We start from the raw sequence: 16316 nt of genomic DNA on the forward strand, positions 1-16316 counted from the left end.
GTACTGCTCCCTGCCTATAGATAAGAGTTTAGCGCGCCGCCAGCGGCAAGCACACGGCGAGCCACGCGGGCGGCGTCGGTGCGAGCTGCAGCGCGACTGGCGTAAAGCGTCCATCGAGACGCGCCGCCAGGTGAAACAGTTCCGCCGCGTTCTTCGGATCCCACCGACCCGAATAGCCGGGCAAGCCGGCCTCGCGACGTTTTGCATCGAACGCGACGTTCGAATGCACGAATTCCTCATGCGTCTGGGCGCCCATCGCAAACGGCACGAGCCAGTTCAGCGCGGCGAGCAGCGTCGCGCCGTTCGCGCCCTTCTCCTGCAGCCAGTTGCGGTTGTGGCGGCGCGCGGCGAGCGCGGCCGTCACCAGCGGTTGCAGATCGTAGGTGACGTAGTGCAGCGCATCGCGCTCGCCGAAGTCGATCGTCGAGCCGTCCGGCGCGATGTTGTCGCCGATATGCTCGACGAACAGTCGTTGCGCGGCGTTGATCATCTTGCGATTGTCGAGCGTGAACGCGGCCATCGCGATCAGCTTGATACGGTGGCTTTGCCAATTGTTACGGAACGTGCCAGTGAGCGGCCGCGGCTGCGCGTCGATCTGTGCGATATAGCCGTTGGCGAACTTCGTCAGAAACGCCATCGCCGCATTGCGCGTTTTGACGGGCAGCGCGCTCGCTGTCATGTCGTAGGCGAGGATCAGCCCTTCGAAACCCGTTTCGTCGATCGGATTGAAGCTCGGCTGATAGGTCGTGACCCATGCATACAGCAGACGATCGACGAGCTTCAGGAAGCGGTCGTCGCTGGTCGCGCGCCACGCGAGCGCGGCATCGCGCAGCAGGTCGAGATCCTTCTGCGCTTCGACGCTCTGATCGTAGATGCCCTCGTGCGGCAGCGTGCCTTCGGTGTGCAGTTTCGCGAGCGGATGGGGCTGCTCGTTCAGATGCGCCTGCACGTTGGCGACGAGCGCCTTGACGCCGGGATCGGCATTGGTGCGCTCGCTCGTTTGCAGCGCCGGCGCCGCGCAGAAATTCATCGCGGCCTGCGCCTCGCGCAGCGGCAGCAGCACGGCCGCAGCGGCCAGCAGCACAGCGTAAGCGGGTCGCCACGGACGGAGACCCGCCGCCTCGTCCCGGCTTTGCATCAATCGCACCTTTCGCGCCATGCGAAACTCCTCGTTAGGCTGATTCGGTGTGTGATGTTAGCCGGTTGCGGCTTTCAACAACAGGATCGCGCGCGGACGCTGACGGACCTTCGCAGCGCCGCGCGTGACTTCCCTTGACTCGCTCTTACTCGTAATCGGCGATCGGCACGCACGAGCAGAACAGGTTGCGATCGCCGTACACGTTGTCCGCACGACCGACCGGCGGCCAGTACTTGTTCGCGATCAGCGTCTTCAGCGGATACGCAGCGGTCTCGCGCGCATACGCATGCTTCCAGTCGTCGGCGATCACGACCGCCGCGGTGTGCGGCGCGTGCTTCAGCGGATTGTCCTCGCGGTCCGAGCGGCCTTCCTCGACCGCGCGGATTTCCTCGCGGATCGCGATCATCGCCTCGATGAAGCGATCGAGCTCTTCTTTCGACTCCGATTCGGTCGGCTCTACCATCAGCGTGCCCGGCACCGGGAAGCTCATCGTCGGCGCGTGGAAGCCGTAGTCGGCGAGGCGCTTGGCGACGTCGTCGACGGTGATGCCGCTCGTGTCCTTGATCGGACGCAGATCGAGAATGCACTCGTGCGCGACGAGACCGCCGGGGCCCGAGTACAGCACAGGATAGTGCGGCGCGAGCTTGTTCGCGACGTAGTTCGCGTTGAGGATCGCGGTTTCGGTCGCGGCGGTCAGGTTCTTCGCGCCCATCATCGCGATGTACATCCACGAGATCGGCAGGATCGACGCCGAGCCGTATGGCGCGCCCGACACCGCGCCGATGCCGTTCTCCGCGCGCTGATAGCCCGACGAAGTCTGGTTCGGCAGGAACTGCGCGAGGTGCGCGCCGACCGCCACCGGACCGACGCCCGGTCCGCCGCCGCCGTGCGGAATGCAGAAGGTCTTGTGCAGGTTCAGGTGCGAGACGTCGCCGCCGAACTGGCCCGGCGCGCACAGGCCGACCATCGCGTTCATGTTCGCGCCGTCCACGTACACCTGGCCGCCGTGCGCATGCACGATCTCGCAGATTTCGCGGACGTTCTGCTCGAACACGCCGTGCGTCGACGGGTACGTGATCATGATCGCAGCGAGCTTATCGGCGTGCTGCGCGGCCTTCTTCTTCAGATCCTCGATATCGACGTTGCCCTGCGCGTCGCATGCGACGACCACGACCTGCATGCCGGCCATCTGCGCCGACGCCGGGTTCGTGCCGTGCGCCGAAGCGGGAATCAGACAGACGTTGCGATGCGCTTCGCCGCGCGACGCGTGATATGCGTGGATGATCAAGAGACCCGCGTACTCGCCCTGCGAGCCCGCGTTCGGTTGCAGCGACACGGCCGCATAGCCGGTCGCGGCGACCAGCATCTCTTCGAGCTGATCGATCATCTCGCGATAACCGACGGTCTGTTCGGCCGGTGCGAACGGATGGATCTGGCCGAACTCGGGCCACGTGACCGGCAGCATTTCCGAGGTCGCGTTCAGCTTCATCGTGCACGAGCCGAGCGGGATCATCGAGCGATCGAGCGCGAGGTCCTTGTCCGACAGGTTGCGCAGATAGCGCAGCATTTCCGTTTCCGAATGATGACGGTTGAACACATGATGCGTGAGGTACGCGCTCGTACGTTCGAGCGCGGCCGGCACCGACGCGGTGTTCGATGCGCTCAGCGCGGCGTCGAGCGCGTCGACTTGCGGCACGTCGCTCGCGAAGGCCGCTTGCGCGAACACCGCGAGCAGGTCGGCCAGATCGTGGCGCGTGGTGGTTTCGTCGATCGACAGGCCGACTTGCGTCGCGCTCACGCGGCGCAGGTTGATGCGCTTGGCCGTGGCAGCGTCGAGCAGCGCTTGAGTGCGTGCGCCGGTGTCGAATGTAAGCGTGTCGAAGAACGTTTCGTTTACGAGCTTATAGCCGAGCTGCTTCGCGCCTGCGGCGAGCAGCGCGGCGACGCGGTTCACGCGCAGCGCGATCGTCTTCAGACCGCGCGGGCCGTGATAGACCGCATACATGCTCGCCATGATCGCGAGCAGCGCCTGCGCGGTACACACGTTCGAGGTCGCCTTCTCGCGGCGGATGTGCTGCTCGCGCGTTTGCAGCGCGAGACGCAGCGCGGGGTTGCCTTGCGCGTCGACGGTCACGCCGACCAGACGTCCCGGCATCTGCCGCTTGAATTCGTCGCGCACCGCGAGGTACGCGGCATGCGGGCCGCCGAAGCCGACCGGCACGCCGAAACGCTGGGTATTGCCGACCGCGACGTCCGCGCCCCATTCGCCCGGCGGCGTCAGCACTGTCAACGCGAGCAGGTCGGCGGCGACGACCACATGGCCGCCCGCCGCGTGGATCGCTTCGGTCAGCGCGCGGTAGTCGCGCACGTCGCCGTTCACGCCCGGATATTGCAGCAGCACGCCGAATGCGTTGGCGTCGGCGGCTTCAGCGGCCGGGCCGACCTTCACTTCGATGCCGACCGGCGTCGCGCGCGTCTTTACGACTTCGATGGTTTGCGGCAGCACGTCGTCGGCGACGAAAAACACGTTTGACTTCGGTTTGCCGACACGTTGCAGCAGCGTCATCGCTTCGGCGGCGGCGGTCGCTTCGTCGAGCAGCGATGCGTTCGAGATCGCGAGGCCGGTCAGGTCGGTGACCATCTGCTGGAAGTTCAGCAGCGCTTCCAGACGGCCTTGAGAAATTTCAGGCTGATACGGCGTGTACGCGGTGTACCACGCCGGATTTTCCAGCACGTTGCGCAGGATCACCGTCGGCGTATGGGCGTTGTAATAGCCCTGGCCGATGTAGGAGCGGAACACCTGGTTCTTGTCCGCGAGCTCGCGCAAGGCGGCGAGCGCTTCGGCTTCGCTCTTCGGTTGCGCGAAGGGGCCGAGCGGCAGCGTTTCGGTGCGGCGGATCGTCTTGGGGATGACGGCGTCGATCAATGCCGCGCGCGACGCGAAGCCGAGTGCTTCGAGCATCGCTTGCTGGTCGGCCGTATCCGGGCCGATATGCCGTTCGGCGAAGGCGTCGTGCACTTCGAGCGCGGCGAGCGAGAGAGGAGTGCGGTTCATCAGACGGTCCGGGTGTTCGAGCTTCATGGGTGTTCCTGGCGGCGCGGCGGGCGCCGTTGTGCGAGCGCCGCGCCTGACGGTTAAAACGAAAGTGAATCAGGCAGCGAGTCAGGTCGTAACTCAGGCGCCGATCGACTTCGCGTACGCGTCGGCGTCCAGCAGACGCTCGAGCGACGCGTCGGCGGCCGGCTTGATCTTGAACAGCCAGCTGTCGTACGGCGTGCTGTTGACGGTGTCCGGCGAGTCGCCGACGGCCGTGTTCGCTTCGATGACTTCGCCCGAAACCGGCGCGTAGATATCGGAAGCGGCCTTCACCGATTCGATCACGGCGACGGTGTCGCCGGCGGTCACGGACTTGCCGAGTTCCTGGACTTCGAAGAAGACGATGTCGCCGAGCGCTTCCTGCGCGTGGTCGGTGATGCCGACCGTCAGCGTGCCGTCCGCTTCGGCGCGGACCCATTCGTGCGATTCGGTGTATTTCAGATCGGCCGGGATGCTCATTGGATGCTCCTGAACGGTACGTTCGGTAGTGGTTTGAATGTAGGGGCGTGCGCCGGCCGCTTAGACCGCCAGCACCTTGCCGTTGCGCACGAACGGCAGTTTTACCACGCTTGCGGGGCAGGCTTTGTCGCGAATCTGGACATGCACCGTGTCGCCCGGCTGCACGCCTTTCGGCACGCGCGCGAAGGCGATCGATTCCTGCATGGTCGGCGAGAACGTGCCGCTGGTGATTTCGCCGTCGCCGTGCGGCGTGACGACTTTCTGATGCGCGCGCAGCACGCCGGCAGCCTTGCCGTTGTCCTTCAGCAGGATCAGGCCGACGAACCCGGCGCGCGAGCCGTCGGCTTCGAGGCTGCTCTTGCCGATGAAGTCGCGCGGTGAGGTGAGGTCGACGGTCCATGCGAGGCCGGCGTCGAGCGGCGAGACATTGTCGTCCATGTCCTGGCCGTAAAGATTCATGCCGGCTTCGAGGCGCAGCGTATCGCGTGCGCCGAGACCGGCCGGGCGCACGCCTTGGGCGGCGAGCGCATTCCACAGCGCTTCGACATGCGCAGCGGGCACGATGATCTCGAAACCGTCTTCGCCGGTGTAGCCGGTGCGCGCGACGGTCAGCTCGCCAAACGGCGTGCCGTCGATGCGCGCGGCGTTGAACGGCTTCAGCGCTTCGGTCGCGGCGCGCGCGGCCGGCACCGTTTGCCACGCTTTTTCGCGCGCGTTCGGGCCTTGCACCGCGACGATCGCCAGATCGCGGCGCGGCGTGATGGTGAGGCCGAAGCCGCCTTCGGCGTTGAGCTGGCCGAACCAGGCGATGTCTTTGTCGGCGGTGCCGGCGTTGACGACCACGCGGAAGTGGTCTTCGCCGAAGTAAAAGACGATCAGGTCGTCGATCACGCCGCCGTTCGGATTCAGCATGCAGGAGTAGAGCGCGCGGCCCGGCGTTTGCAGCTTCGCGACGTTGTTCGCGAGCGCGTATTCGAAGAACGCGCGGACGCGCTCGCCGGTGAAGTCGACCACGCACATGTGGGACACGTCGAACATGCCGGCGTCGGTGCGCACCGCGCGATGTTCCTCGATCTGCGAGCCGTAGTTGACGGGCATGTCCCAGCCGCCGAAGTCGACCATGCGGGCATTGAGCGCACGGTGAGCGGCGTGGAGCGGGGTGTGTTTGAGTTCGGTCATGGGGCCTCGGGCGTCTCGCGGAACAAAAAAGGCCATGCGGCGCACTGCCTCGCGGCCTTGTGCCTGCGAGCGTGGTTCTGCATGACCCCTCTGTCCTCGATACCTGAGAGATTGCGCCGCCGCGACTGGCTCAATGAGCTCGATTCGTCACGGGGAAACGCGCGCCCCTTCGGTGGGCAGCTTGCCTGCGGTGCACGACGTGCGACGCGGATGGCTACTGCCGCTCTCCAGAGTGCGAAAAAACCGCCGAAAGACGGGTTTTTCGACGCGGTCGGTCCTTTTGCCTGAGAGTTTGCGGGTGTGCCCCTTCGGCGGCGCGGCCTGCGATTTTTCGCTTGCCAGCACGCTCTCCCGACGCGTGCGGCGAATGTACGCGACGGGCCGGGGCTTGTCAAATAAAGGGCCGGGAGCGCTCACTCGCCGATCGCATGAGCCGCATTGTCCAGTTCCTGGTTCAGCACGCGCTGTTCTTCCGCGGACAAACCGCCACCGTGCTGCGTGGCCATGTCACGCGCTTCCTGACGGATCGTCTCGAGGCGGTGATGCAGCGCGGCGCCTTGCGGCGGTGGGTAATAGCCCTGATTCACCCGAGTGTCGATACGGCGCGCGAGATTGTCGATGCGGCCCTCGACCTGATGCAGGCGCTGGTCCGCGATCTGCTGCGGAGTGGGGCTCGGGCGCGGGGCCGGCGGCGGCGTTACCACGCAGGCGGCGACGGAGCCGAAGAGCGCGCATGCAACAAGGGCACGGATGATTCGAGACATGGATTCTCCAGGAGTCGTTGTCGTATCGATTGCTACCTCGCTAGCAACGGATGACGAGGAACGCCCGCTGACTCGGCAGCGGGCGAATTTGTAACGTTATGTTCCTTTCTGGAACGTCAGGAAAGGGCCGCCGACGGCCTTTACGGCGCGGAAGGTCATCCTGTTTTTGGTACACAGACCGCGCGAGCACGGTGCCACGCGCAGCGATGCAAGGCTCAGCGAATGCGCTCGAACGGCAGCCGCACGCCCTGCTCGGAGCTGCGCGCGGCCAGTTCGATGATCGTCATGACGTCGACCGCGTCGCGCGTGCTGACCGGAAATGCGACGCCGTTCTGGATCGTGTCGGCCAACGCAATATAGAAGCCTGCGTACTCGCCGTTGCGGGTGGGCAATTCACGCTCGACTTCCTGGTCGCCTTCGAGCACGCGCAGCACGCCGGGGGTGTTGCCGGCGCCGAAGCCTGCGTCGCCGGGGCGCAGGCCGGCTTTCAGCTGATCTTCCTGGGTGTCGAGGCCGTGTTTCACATAGCTGCCGCGCGTTCCATGGATCGCAAAGCGCGGTCCCGGCAACGCGGTCAGCGCGCTTGCATGCAGCACGACCTCGAACTCCTCGTAGCCGAGCTGGATGTGCACGTAGTCGGGTGCGCTTGCGTCGTCGCGATGCGTGCGCACCGTCGCCGAGACGGTCTGCGGTGCGCCGAAGAGGGCGAGCGTCTGATCGATCAGATGCGGACCGAGATCGAACAGCAGACCGCCGCCGCGCGTCACATCCTCGCGCCAGCGCTGACGCACGCCCGGCCGGAAGCGGTCGAAATGCGATTCGTAATGCGTGACGCGACCCAGTTCCACGCGCGCGAGCAGGTCGCGCACGGTCAGAAAATCGCCGTCCCAGCGGCGGTTGTGAAAGGGTGCGAACAGCTTGCCGCGGGCGAGCGCGATATTGGCAAGGGTGTGGGCGTCGGCGGCGCTCAGCGTGACAGGTTTGTCGACGACCACGTGCTTGCCGGCTTCGAGCGTGCGGCGCGCGAGGTCGAAGTGGGTGTCGTTGGGCGTCGCGATCACGACGCAGTCGATGTCGTCGAGCGCGAGCAGCGCGTCGAGATCGGCGACGATCTTCGCGTGCGGATAGTCGGCGTGCGCGCGCTCGGATTGCCCGGTCGCAATCGCGGCGACGCTCGCGCGTCCGCAATGTTCGATCACCGGTGCGTGAAACGTCGCGCCGGCGAAGCCGTAGCCCATCAATCCAACCTTCAGCGATGCGGACATGCGATTCTTCCTGGAGAAACGGCGCGCCGCCTTGCCACCGCGGCGGCGGCGCGCAATCTCATCATTGTGGCATTTGTGGGCTGGACCGGGGGCTGAGCATCACCCCATCGCGGAGTCCATCGCGGTTGTCCATGTTAACATCGCACCTCTCGCGCGCATCGAGCCGCGCAGCATGTCCCGGGCCTTCGGCCGGCGCCTCCCGCCGGTCCGACCTCAGCGGCCCTCAACCGTCTTACCCATCCACAAACGATGTCCGCAGGCCTGAACCCCGCTCAAAGTGAAGCGGTCCGTTATCTCGACGGTCCCTGTCTCGTACTCGCCGGCGCCGGCAGTGGCAAGACGCGCGTGATCACGCAGAAAATCGCTCACCTGATCGAAGCGAAGGGCTTCGAGCCACGCCACATCGCCGCCGTCACGTTCACGAACAAGGCCGCGGCGGAAATGCGCGAGCGCGTCGGCAAGCTGCTCGAAGGCAAGACGCTGACCGCGCCGGGCAAGGAAGGCCGCAAGGTGCCCGTGAACCAGCTGACGGTGTGTACCTTCCATTCGCTCGGCGTGCAGATCCTGCGACAGGAGGCGGAACACGTCGGCCTGAAGCCGCAGTTCTCGATCATGGATTCCGACGACTGCTTCGGCATGATCCAGGAACAGGTCGGCTCGACGGACAAGGGCTTCATCCGCAAAATCCAGTCGATCATCTCGCTGTGGAAGAACGGCCTGATCATGCCCGAGCAGGCGATCGCGACCGCATCGACCGAGGACGAGCATCAGGCGGCGATCGTCTATCGCAACTACGTGGCGACGCTGCATGCGTACCAGGCGGTCGATTTCGACGATCTGATCCGCCTGCCCGCCGAGCTGTTCGCGAGCAACGAGCAGGTGCGCGACCGCTGGCAGAACAAGCTGCGCTATCTGCTGATCGATGAGTATCAGGACACCAATGCGTGCCAGTACGAACTGGTGAAGCTGCTGGCCGGCAAGCGCGCGGCATTCACGGCGGTCGGCGACGACGACCAGGCGATCTATGGCTGGCGCGGCGCGACCCTCGAGAACCTCGGCCAGCTCGGCAAAGATTTTCCGAATCTGCACCTGATCAAGCTCGAGCAGAATTACCGCTCGACGGTGCGCATTCTGACCGCCGCGAACAACGTGATCGCGAACAACCCGAAGCTGTTCGAGAAGAAGCTGTGGTCCGAGCACGGCATGGGCGACACGATCACGGTGACGGGCTGCAACGACGAGGAGCACGAGGCGGAGTCGGTCGTGTTTCGGCTGTCCGCGCACAAGTTCGAGCGGCGCGCGAATTTCCGCGACTACGCGATCCTCTATCGCGGCAACTTCCAGGCGCGCATCTTCGAGCAGGTGCTGCGCCGTGAACGGATTCCGTACGTGCTGTCGGGCGGCCAGTCGTTCTTCGACAAGGCCGAGATCAAGGACATCTGCGCGTACCTGCGCCTGATCGCCAATGCAAACGACGACCCCGCGTTCATTCGTGCGATCACGACACCGCGTCGCGGCGTCGGCAATACGACGCTGGAGGCGCTCGGCGCGTTCGCGGGCCAGGCGAAGGTGTCGCTGTTCGAGGCGGTCTACATGGGCGGCATCGAGGCGCGCCTGTCACCGCGTCAGATCGAGCCGATGCGCGCGTTCTGCGACTTCATGCAGCGCCTGACCGACCGCGCGGAAAGGGACGCGGCGGGCACGCTGCTCGACGAGCTGATGGAAGCGATCCACTACGAAGCGTACCTGTACGACGCGTTCGACGAACGCCAGGCGCAGGCGAAGTGGCAGAACGTGCTCGAGTTCATCGAGTGGCTGAAGCGCAAGGGCACGAAGGAGGAGCCGGCGGCCGGCAGCGAGGCGACCGGCTACGACACCGCCGACGGCCTCGGCGACACCGGCAAGAACCTGCTCGGCCTGATCCAGACGGTCGCGCTGATGTCGATGCTCGAAGGCCGCGAGGAAGATCCGGATGCGGTGCGGCTGTCGACCGTGCATGCGTCGAAGGGGCTCGAATATCCGCACGTGTTTCTGGTCGGCGTCGAGGAAGGCATCATGCCGCATCGCGGCGGCGCGGACGACGAGCCGATCGACGACGCGCGCATCGAGGAGGAACGCCGGCTGATGTACGTCGCGATCACGCGCGCGCAGCGCAGCCTGCATCTGAACTGGTGCAAGAAGCGTAAGAGGGCGCGGGAGACGATCGTCTGCGAGCCGTCGCGCTTCATCAACGAGATGCTGCTCGACGATGCGCCGCCGCCGACGCCGGAAGAGGCGCCGATGTCGCCGAAGGATCGGCTCGCGAGTCTGAAGGCGCTGTTGCAGAAGGCGTGAGCGGGTGAGGCTTCAAGTGCCTGCCCGGTGCGGTTGCTAATCGTTGCGCATAAAAAATCCCTGCATCGCGTTAGCGCATGCAGGGATTTTTCGTTTAGCGGCTGATCCCGCCCGTTTTACTTCACCGCGCTGACCATATAGTCGACCGCGGCCTTTACGTCCGCATCCGGTGCGTTCGAGCCGCCCTTCGGCGGCATCGCGCCCTTGCCGTGCAGCGCGTAGTTGTAGACCGTGTCCATCGAGTCCTTCAGACGCGGCGCCCATGCTTCCTTGTCGCCGAACTTCGGCGCATTCAGTACGCCGGCCGCGTGACAGGCCTGACATACCGACTGATACAGCGCCTTGCCGGCCTGCGACGCATCCGCGCTTTGCGCGCCGCCTGCTGCCGGGGCGGGAGTCTGCGGCACGCTGGCCATGGCGGCCATTGCCGCGGCGGCCTGGGCTGCACCTGCGTCCGATGCGGCTGCCGCACCGGATGCCGCAGCTGCGCCCGCCGCCGGCTGCGCCGGCTCGGGGAAGCTCGCGCCCGAATTGTTCGCCATATAGACGACCGCGCGCGCGATCTCGAAGTCGCTGTAGTCGTCGGGGCTCGTGCCGCCGCGCGGCGGCATTGCGCCCTTGCCGGACAGGGCGGTGTGCCACAGCGTGTCGAAGCCTTGCGCGATGCGCGGGGCCCAGTCGGCGGTGTTGGTGAATTTCGGTGCGCCTGCCGCGCCCGACGCGTGACACGCCGAGCAGACCGCCTTGTAGACTTCCTCGCCGCTCTTGTAGACGCGCGGTGCGTTGGCGTCGCGGACTTCAACCTGGGCGATCGGATGGATGCGGGAGGTGACTTCGGCTTCGGCGAGGGAGTCGGTGCCGGCGCCGGTGCGTGTCGAATTATCGACGTAGACGGCGAGCAGAACGATGATGATGATTGGCACAGCAAACCCGGCGATGACCGCGGCGATGAGCTGTGCTGGGGTTTTGATCGGGGCTCCGTGTGGTGCTTCGCTCATGCTTGTCTCGTCTCCGTGGGTATGTGAGCGGTACAGCGCGACGGCAACTTCTTGTTCTTTGTCAGCCACGGACGATTATAGACGCAAGGTTTCGGCGGCGGCGAGGGGGCCTGGATGGTGTTCAGCAGGCGTTTACCCCAATCGGCATTGACGATGGCAGAGCGTGGGGAAGACGCTGGGGTGGGCGTCGGAGGCCGTCCGGTGGACGGTTCGGCCGAAACCGGGTATCCTTGCGGTCTCTCGCGTTGGCGTCGCGTCCGTTCTGGTTGCCGTGCTTTCGCGTAGATTCCCCGCAGTTTTGTGGTGAAGCGCCCGTAGCTCAATGGATAGAGTACTGCCCTCCGAAGGCAGGGGTTGCTGGTTCGATCCCAGCCGGGCGCGCCAAGTCTGATCAGGCTGTCAGCGGTTTCCTCCCTTCGTCGTGCAGTACCGTTGCAGTTGGTTGCAGCTAGCACCGGCGTCGGCTCGGCCGTCAGCGGCGTGACCCAATGCGCCAGGTGATCGGCTGACAAGGTGCGCGTACCGCTGCATCATTTCCATCGTCTCCCATCCGCCCAGCTCCTTCAATACCTGCAGCGGCGTGCCGCGTTGCACGTGCCAGCTCGCCCAGATGTGACGCAGGTCGTCCCGCCCGCGCTCGTTGCGATCGTGGTCGCAATTGCATCGTGGGTTATCGCTCACCAGCAGATTCGTGTTGCTAAGGGAAAACTGAATCTCACCTGTCTCGGGTGCGGTACGAGATGTTTACGCTGACGTGGAGCTGTCTGACCGAAGTGACGCGGAGCCCACTCGACGAAGGGCGCAGTTGCGGGTCGACTTTATCGATGCGATCCCGGAGCTCGAGTTCCTATTTGGTGCGTCGATGGCTCCTACGCCAACTTCATCATTCGGCAAGCAGGCAATTCGAGACGATCGAGTTTCGACTTAGAGCGAAGGGTCGGCCCGAGAGTCCAGAGGATGTCGAGCGTCGCCACGAGCTTCGGCAGCGGTTTTTGTGCAAGGCCTCGGAGGGCGTAAGACGCAGATTCGGGGAGTCCCTGGACTTCGAGTAGTGGCGGTGACCAGTCTCGATTGTCCGGGTCAGCATGGCCCGACGAAGATGTTTCTGCGTTCGACGCGGTGGGCTGGCTAGGGTGACGGGGACGGCCGCTGGGCGGGCCCCCGCCCGCAGGCTCCCAAGGTGACAGAGCCACCGAGGTTAGACTCTGCGAGGTAGGTACAGTGAAATTTCGGATTGGGTGGACTTGGACTGCCTTGATTGGCCGTGGTTAGCCTTGGTTTTGCAGTTTGCGAGTTGTACAAGTTATTGATTAATGAGTTTTGACGCGCCGATAAAAGCTCCCGGAGCGGTTGCTGGTTCGATCCAAGCCGGGTGCGCTAAATGGCCCGATTCTAGGCGTCGAATTTCCCGATCCGCTTTCCTGGAGTAGTCCAGGCGTAGCATCATTGCACGGGTGGCTCGGCATCGCGTCGTCATTTCCCGCACCGTTCCCCGCGCTATTCCGCCGCCTTTCCGTTGTGCAAGAGACTCGCTCGCAACGACAATTCAAGCGTCGATCGCGGCGGCCGTCCGCGCATCGCGCCGACTCCCGATGGCTGCCATCCCGTCTGCCTCGATCGCAGTCGCTGCCTGCGCGCTGACCGATGCACAGCAGGCTCTGCTCGCGCGCGTCTGCACGCGTATGCCCCCCACGATCCTCACGCGTCGTTGCCGTACAGCCGGCGCCTCGCCGAAGCCGAAGGCCGGTCGCACGATCATTCGCTGGCCGTGCTCGACGAATACAAGCTCTTCGCGTTTCTCGCGCAGGCGGCCGGGCATCCGGTCACGCCGTCGGTCGCGGTCGATGCCGCGTGGCATTTCCATCTGCAATGCACACTCGAATACCTGGACGTCTTCTGCGCCGCGTGCTGCGCGCGCTACTGCACTACATGCCTGGCACGGGTGCGCCGGACGAGGCCGCCGTGTACCCGCAGCGCTATCGCGACGCTGGGGCCCGGCGCACGCAAAGGCCTCGTCCGGGTTGAGCGCCGATGAAGTCGCCTATCTCACTTGGGGGCGAAGACCCGTGTCGCGCAGATCGTGACAATGTCGCTCGCGCATGCGGGCGCGGTCGATCTTTGGACCGTTCCCCGGCGAGGCGGCTACGTGAAGATCGCCGATCCGGAACGAGCGGGCCGGCACGACGACCACTGGGCGTGACTCAACGAGCAACCGTCCGGCACCGTACGCGACGGCTTGTTTCGCGAGGGGCTTGCGAGGTACGCGCAGGAGGTCGGCGACGGGATGCGTGCGCAGGGCTGGTTGTGGGCGCCCGGCGAGTTGCGCGCGTCGCAGACGGCCGCGCGCGCGATCGTGCTGATCGTGCTCGGCCCCGGCGCTGCGAAGTTGGCGGTCGGTTTGAGCCGCGGGCGACGCGTGCTGCTGCCCGGCATCTGCACGGCGGTGTTCGCGATTGCGTACGGGGTCGTCGCGCGGCGGCTGACCGGCTTCGGGCGCGGCGGCGCAACGGTAGCCGGGCGCGCCGCGCTGCTCGCGCGCCGGACCGCCCACGATCCGCGCGCGCGAGACACGCGATGCCGGACATGACGATCCGGATCCGGTGCTGTGGACCGCCGCGCTGTTCGGCGCAGGCGCGTTGGCCGCTACCGCGTGGTCGGCGTATTCGGGCACGGTGCCGGCCGCATCGAGGGTGTCGTCGGTCGCCGCGGCGAAAGCGGGCAGCGGTAGTTCGTTCGACGCGTCCGGAAGCAATTGCACGTCGTCGAGCTGCCGTACGTCGAGTTCGTGCAGTTCCAGCTCGTGCAGTTCGAGCAGTTGCGGCGGGTGTTCGTCCAGCTGAACGGACGGCCGGCGCCGTGCAGCGAGGCCCCGCCACGCGGCGATCGGCAGGTCCATCGTCCGAACAGCCGCACGGAATGGGCTCAGATCGCCGCATTGCGTGCAGGCCCGCCTGGGTAACCTGTCAATCGACGCTATCCGTGCGGGAACGGTCGCCCGGGCGCGGTACGTATCGCGCATTCGGGGCCGCCGCCGCGCCGGCCCGATGCAATGACTGTCCGCCGCTTTGCCCTGCCCTCCATGACGACGCCTGCTTCCGACGTTTCCGTGTGCGTTCAACACGCCGCGACCTTGTGCCAGAACGGACAGTTTGCCGATGCGCTGTCGCGCGTCGCGCCGCTGCTCGACGCGCCTGCGGTGGACGTCGCGACGCTGCACATCGCGGCCGTCTGCGCGCTCGGCCTGAACCGCTTGGCCGACGCGGAAGCCTGGTGGCGGCGCGCGATCGACGCGATGCCTGCGTTCGAACCACCGTACGACGGCCTCGGCGCGCTGCTGGCGTCGCAGGGCCGCTTGCCCGAAGCCGAAGCGCTCCTGCGCCGGCAACTCGCATCCGTTACGCCGTTACGCGCGTCGCACCATCACCGGTTCGGCAAGGTGCTCGAAGCGCTCGGCCGGCTCGACGAGGCCGAACAGGCATTTGGACAGGCGCTGCTGATCGAGCCGCAGTCGCCCGACGTGCTGACCGATCTCGGCAACCTGTTTCGCACCCTCGTCAGGCCGGCGGAGGCGGAGATCGCGTACCGGCTCGCGATCGCCGTTCGCGACGACCACGTACTCGCGCACGCGAATCTCGGCGCGATCCTCGTCGACATGCACCGGCTGCCGGAAGGGGAGGCGGCCAGCCGGCAGACCATTGCACTGTGTCCGGATCATCCGGAGGCGCATTACAACCTCGGCGTCGCGCTGCAGAACCTCGATCGCCTGCCCGAAGCGGAAGCGGCCTATCGCGATGCAATCCGCTGCCGGCCTGGCCTGCCGCAGGCACACAACAATCTCGGCTGCGTCCTGCGTGCGCAGGGCCGCCACGACGAAGCGGCCATCGCGTTCACCGACGCGCTGGCGCTCGCACCGCAGATGGCAGAAGTGCACTACAACCTCGGCACGACGTTCGCGCATGCGGGTCGCCTCGACGCCGCCGAACGTGCGTACCGCCGCGCGCTCGACCTGCGTGCCGACTACGACGACGCGCGCTTCGGTTTGGCGACGCTGCTGCTCCGCGCCGGCCGGTTCGAGGAAGGCTGGCGCCGCTACGAATCGCGCTACGAGCAGCCAACTTTCGTGCACCGCCGGACCCGCGAGATGCTGCGGTGCGCGCAGTGGCAAGGCGAGCCGCTGGCCGGCAAGACGTTGCTCGTCTGGCAGGAGGACGGCCTCGGCGACATGCTGCAGTTCAGCCGCTATTTCGCTGAATTTCGCGCGCGACGGGCGGCGCGTGTGGTCTTTGCGTGCCAGCCGGCGCTGCATCGGCTGATGGCGACGGTCGACGGCATCGACGCGGTGCTCGACCACGAGACGGCCACCGCGCAGGCCGCGCAATTCGATTACTGGACGAGCCTGTTGAGCGCGCCGATGCATGCTGGCACGACGCTCGACACGATCCCGCCGCCGGTGCGGTTCGTGCCCGATCCAGCGCGCGTCGCCCACTGGAGCGCGCGCCTCGATGCGCTGCCCGTCGGCCCGCGCGTCGGGCTCGTGTGGAAAGGCAACCCGAAGCATCACAACGATGCGCATCGTTCGCTGCCGTCACTGGCATTGCTGACGCCGCTATGGAGCGTGCCCGGTGTTAATTTCGTGAGCCTGCAGAAGGGGCAGGGCGAGGACGAGGCGCGTCAGCCGCCGGGCGGCCTGCCGTTGCTGCACCTGGGCTCGGAAATCGACGATTTCGCCGATACGGCCGCGATCGTCGCGCAACTCGATCTCGTGGTGTGTGTCGACACGTCGACCGCGCATCTGGCCGCGTCGCTCGGCAAGCCTTGCTGGGTGCTCCTGCCGCATCAGGACGTGGACTGGCGCTGGATGCACGGCCGCGACGATTCGCCGTGGTATCCGGGCACGATGCGACTGTTTCGGCGCGGGCGCGGCGAAAGCTGGATTCAGTTGGCCGAGCGGCTGCGGATGGCGTTTGCCGCGCATTTGGCAGCCGCACGCGTGAGGGCGGACGAAACGGTGCATAGCGTCTGACGTGACGGCGCGCGGCACGGACGCGGCGACACGGCACACTGCGCGAAACGCGACCATGT

At 66.0% G+C, this 16316-nt stretch carries 12 protein-coding genes, 1 tRNA gene, 1 pseudogene and 2 riboswitches; of the genes and pseudogenes, 6 read left to right on the forward strand and 8 right to left on the reverse strand.

Features of this window, described 5'->3' with window-relative positions; all coding sequences use genetic code 11:
* Positions 1–28: 28 nt before the first annotated feature.
* From AB3X94_RS07625 to AB3X94_RS07650, 6 genes are all read right to left on the reverse strand, one after another.
* Complete coding sequence (locus AB3X94_RS07625) at positions 29–1159, reverse strand: alginate lyase family protein (RefSeq protein ID WP_368611178.1); 1131 nt, start codon at positions 1157–1159, stop codon at positions 29–31.
* Positions 1160–1283: 124 nt separating this feature from the next.
* Positions 1284–4220, reverse strand: coding sequence for an aminomethyl-transferring glycine dehydrogenase (gcvP, locus tag AB3X94_RS07630; RefSeq protein WP_368611179.1), 2937 nt, complete (start codon positions 4218–4220; stop codon positions 1284–1286).
* A 93-nt stretch (positions 4221–4313) separates the two neighbouring features.
* Entirely contained in the window at positions 4314–4694 is a 381-nt protein-coding gene (gene gcvH / locus AB3X94_RS07635; protein ID WP_368611180.1) for a glycine cleavage system protein GcvH, read from the reverse strand.
* Positions 4695–4754: 60 nt separating this feature from the next.
* The gene (gene gcvT / locus AB3X94_RS07640) at positions 4755–5873 is read right to left on the reverse strand and encodes a glycine cleavage system aminomethyltransferase GcvT (RefSeq protein WP_368611181.1); all 1119 of its coding nucleotides are present in this window, start codon (positions 5871–5873) and stop codon (positions 4755–4757) included.
* Positions 5874–5953: 80 nt separating this feature from the next.
* Positions 5954–6114: riboswitch (glycine riboswitch) on the reverse strand.
* Positions 6115–6134: 20 nt separating this feature from the next.
* Positions 6135–6237: riboswitch (glycine riboswitch) on the reverse strand.
* Between the two features lie 49 nt (positions 6238–6286).
* Complete coding sequence (locus tag AB3X94_RS07645; RefSeq protein ID WP_368611182.1) at positions 6287–6637, reverse strand: hypothetical protein; 351 nt, start codon at positions 6635–6637, stop codon at positions 6287–6289.
* Positions 6638–6852: 215 nt separating this feature from the next.
* The gene (locus AB3X94_RS07650) at positions 6853–7902 is read right to left on the reverse strand and encodes an oxidoreductase (RefSeq protein ID WP_368611183.1); all 1050 of its coding nucleotides are present in this window, start codon (positions 7900–7902) and stop codon (positions 6853–6855) included.
* A 249-nt stretch (positions 7903–8151) separates the two neighbouring features.
* Here AB3X94_RS07650 and AB3X94_RS07655 point away from each other — a divergent pair, with 249 nt between their 5' ends.
* Complete coding sequence (locus tag AB3X94_RS07655) at positions 8152–10236, forward strand: UvrD-helicase domain-containing protein (RefSeq protein ID WP_368611184.1); 2085 nt, start codon at positions 8152–8154, stop codon at positions 10234–10236.
* A 116-nt stretch (positions 10237–10352) separates the two neighbouring features.
* Here the strand turns inward: AB3X94_RS07655 and AB3X94_RS07660 are convergent, their stop codons facing one another.
* Positions 10353–11234, reverse strand: a complete 882-nt coding sequence (locus tag AB3X94_RS07660; protein ID WP_368611185.1) for a cytochrome c5 family protein — start codon at positions 11232–11234, stop codon at positions 10353–10355.
* Positions 11235–11542: 308 nt separating this feature from the next.
* On the opposite strand from AB3X94_RS07660, the gene AB3X94_RS07665 reads away from it, so the two are divergent.
* A tRNA-Arg gene (locus AB3X94_RS07665) sits at positions 11543–11618 on the forward strand.
* An 83-nt stretch (positions 11619–11701) separates the two neighbouring features.
* Here the strand turns inward: AB3X94_RS07665 and AB3X94_RS07670 are convergent.
* A pseudogene (locus tag AB3X94_RS07670) lies at positions 11702–11858 on the reverse strand (tyrosine-type recombinase/integrase); the annotation flags it as partial.
* Between the two features lie 1084 nt (positions 11859–12942).
* Between AB3X94_RS07670 and AB3X94_RS07675 the strand changes: the two are divergent.
* From AB3X94_RS07675 to AB3X94_RS07690, 4 genes are all read left to right on the forward strand, one after another.
* Entirely contained in the window at positions 12943–13269 is a 327-nt protein-coding gene (locus tag AB3X94_RS07675) for a hypothetical protein (protein ID WP_368611186.1), read from the forward strand.
* A gap of 201 nt (positions 13270–13470) precedes the next feature.
* Positions 13471–13821, forward strand: a complete 351-nt coding sequence (locus tag AB3X94_RS07680) for a TIGR04222 domain-containing membrane protein (protein ID WP_246392094.1) — start codon at positions 13471–13473, stop codon at positions 13819–13821.
* Between the two features lie 165 nt (positions 13822–13986).
* A complete protein-coding gene (locus AB3X94_RS07685) occupies positions 13987–14193 on the forward strand; it encodes a hypothetical protein (protein WP_368611187.1) in 207 nt (68 codons plus the stop codon).
* A gap of 120 nt (positions 14194–14313) precedes the next feature.
* Complete coding sequence (locus tag AB3X94_RS07690; RefSeq protein ID WP_368611188.1) at positions 14314–16257, forward strand: tetratricopeptide repeat protein; 1944 nt, start codon at positions 14314–14316, stop codon at positions 16255–16257.
* The last annotated feature ends 59 nt before the right edge of the window (positions 16258–16316 follow it).

This window comes from Paraburkholderia sp. BR10923 (assembly GCF_040948765.1).
Lineage (GTDB): Bacteria > Pseudomonadota > Gammaproteobacteria > Burkholderiales > Burkholderiaceae > Paraburkholderia > Paraburkholderia youngii.

What these genes read in the sequence shown, in the direction of transcription:
- AB3X94_RS07655 (WP_368611184.1), top strand. Translation starts at nt 8,152, where the DNA reads ATGTCCGCAGGCCTGAACCCCGCTCAAAGTGAAGCGGTCCGTTATCTC.
- AB3X94_RS07660 (WP_368611185.1), bottom strand. Translation starts at nt 11,234, where the DNA reads ATGAGCGAAGCACCACACGGAGCCCCGATCAAAACCCCAGCACAGCTC.
- AB3X94_RS07690 (WP_368611188.1), top strand. Translation starts at nt 14,314, where the DNA reads ATGACGACGCCTGCTTCCGACGTTTCCGTGTGCGTTCAACACGCCGCG.
- gcvH (WP_368611180.1), bottom strand. Translation starts at nt 4,694, where the DNA reads ATGAGCATCCCGGCCGATCTGAAATACACCGAATCGCACGAATGGGTC.
- gcvP (WP_368611179.1), bottom strand. Translation starts at nt 4,220, where the DNA reads ATGAAGCTCGAACACCCGGACCGTCTGATGAACCGCACTCCTCTCTCG.
- gcvT (WP_368611181.1), bottom strand. Translation starts at nt 5,873, where the DNA reads ATGACCGAACTCAAACACACCCCGCTCCACGCCGCTCACCGTGCGCTC.
- AB3X94_RS07650 (WP_368611183.1), bottom strand. Translation starts at nt 7,902, where the DNA reads ATGTCCGCATCGCTGAAGGTTGGATTGATGGGCTACGGCTTCGCCGGC.
- AB3X94_RS07645 (WP_368611182.1), bottom strand. Translation starts at nt 6,637, where the DNA reads ATGTCTCGAATCATCCGTGCCCTTGTTGCATGCGCGCTCTTCGGCTCC.
- AB3X94_RS07625 (WP_368611178.1), bottom strand. Translation starts at nt 1,159, where the DNA reads ATGGCGCGAAAGGTGCGATTGATGCAAAGCCGGGACGAGGCGGCGGGT.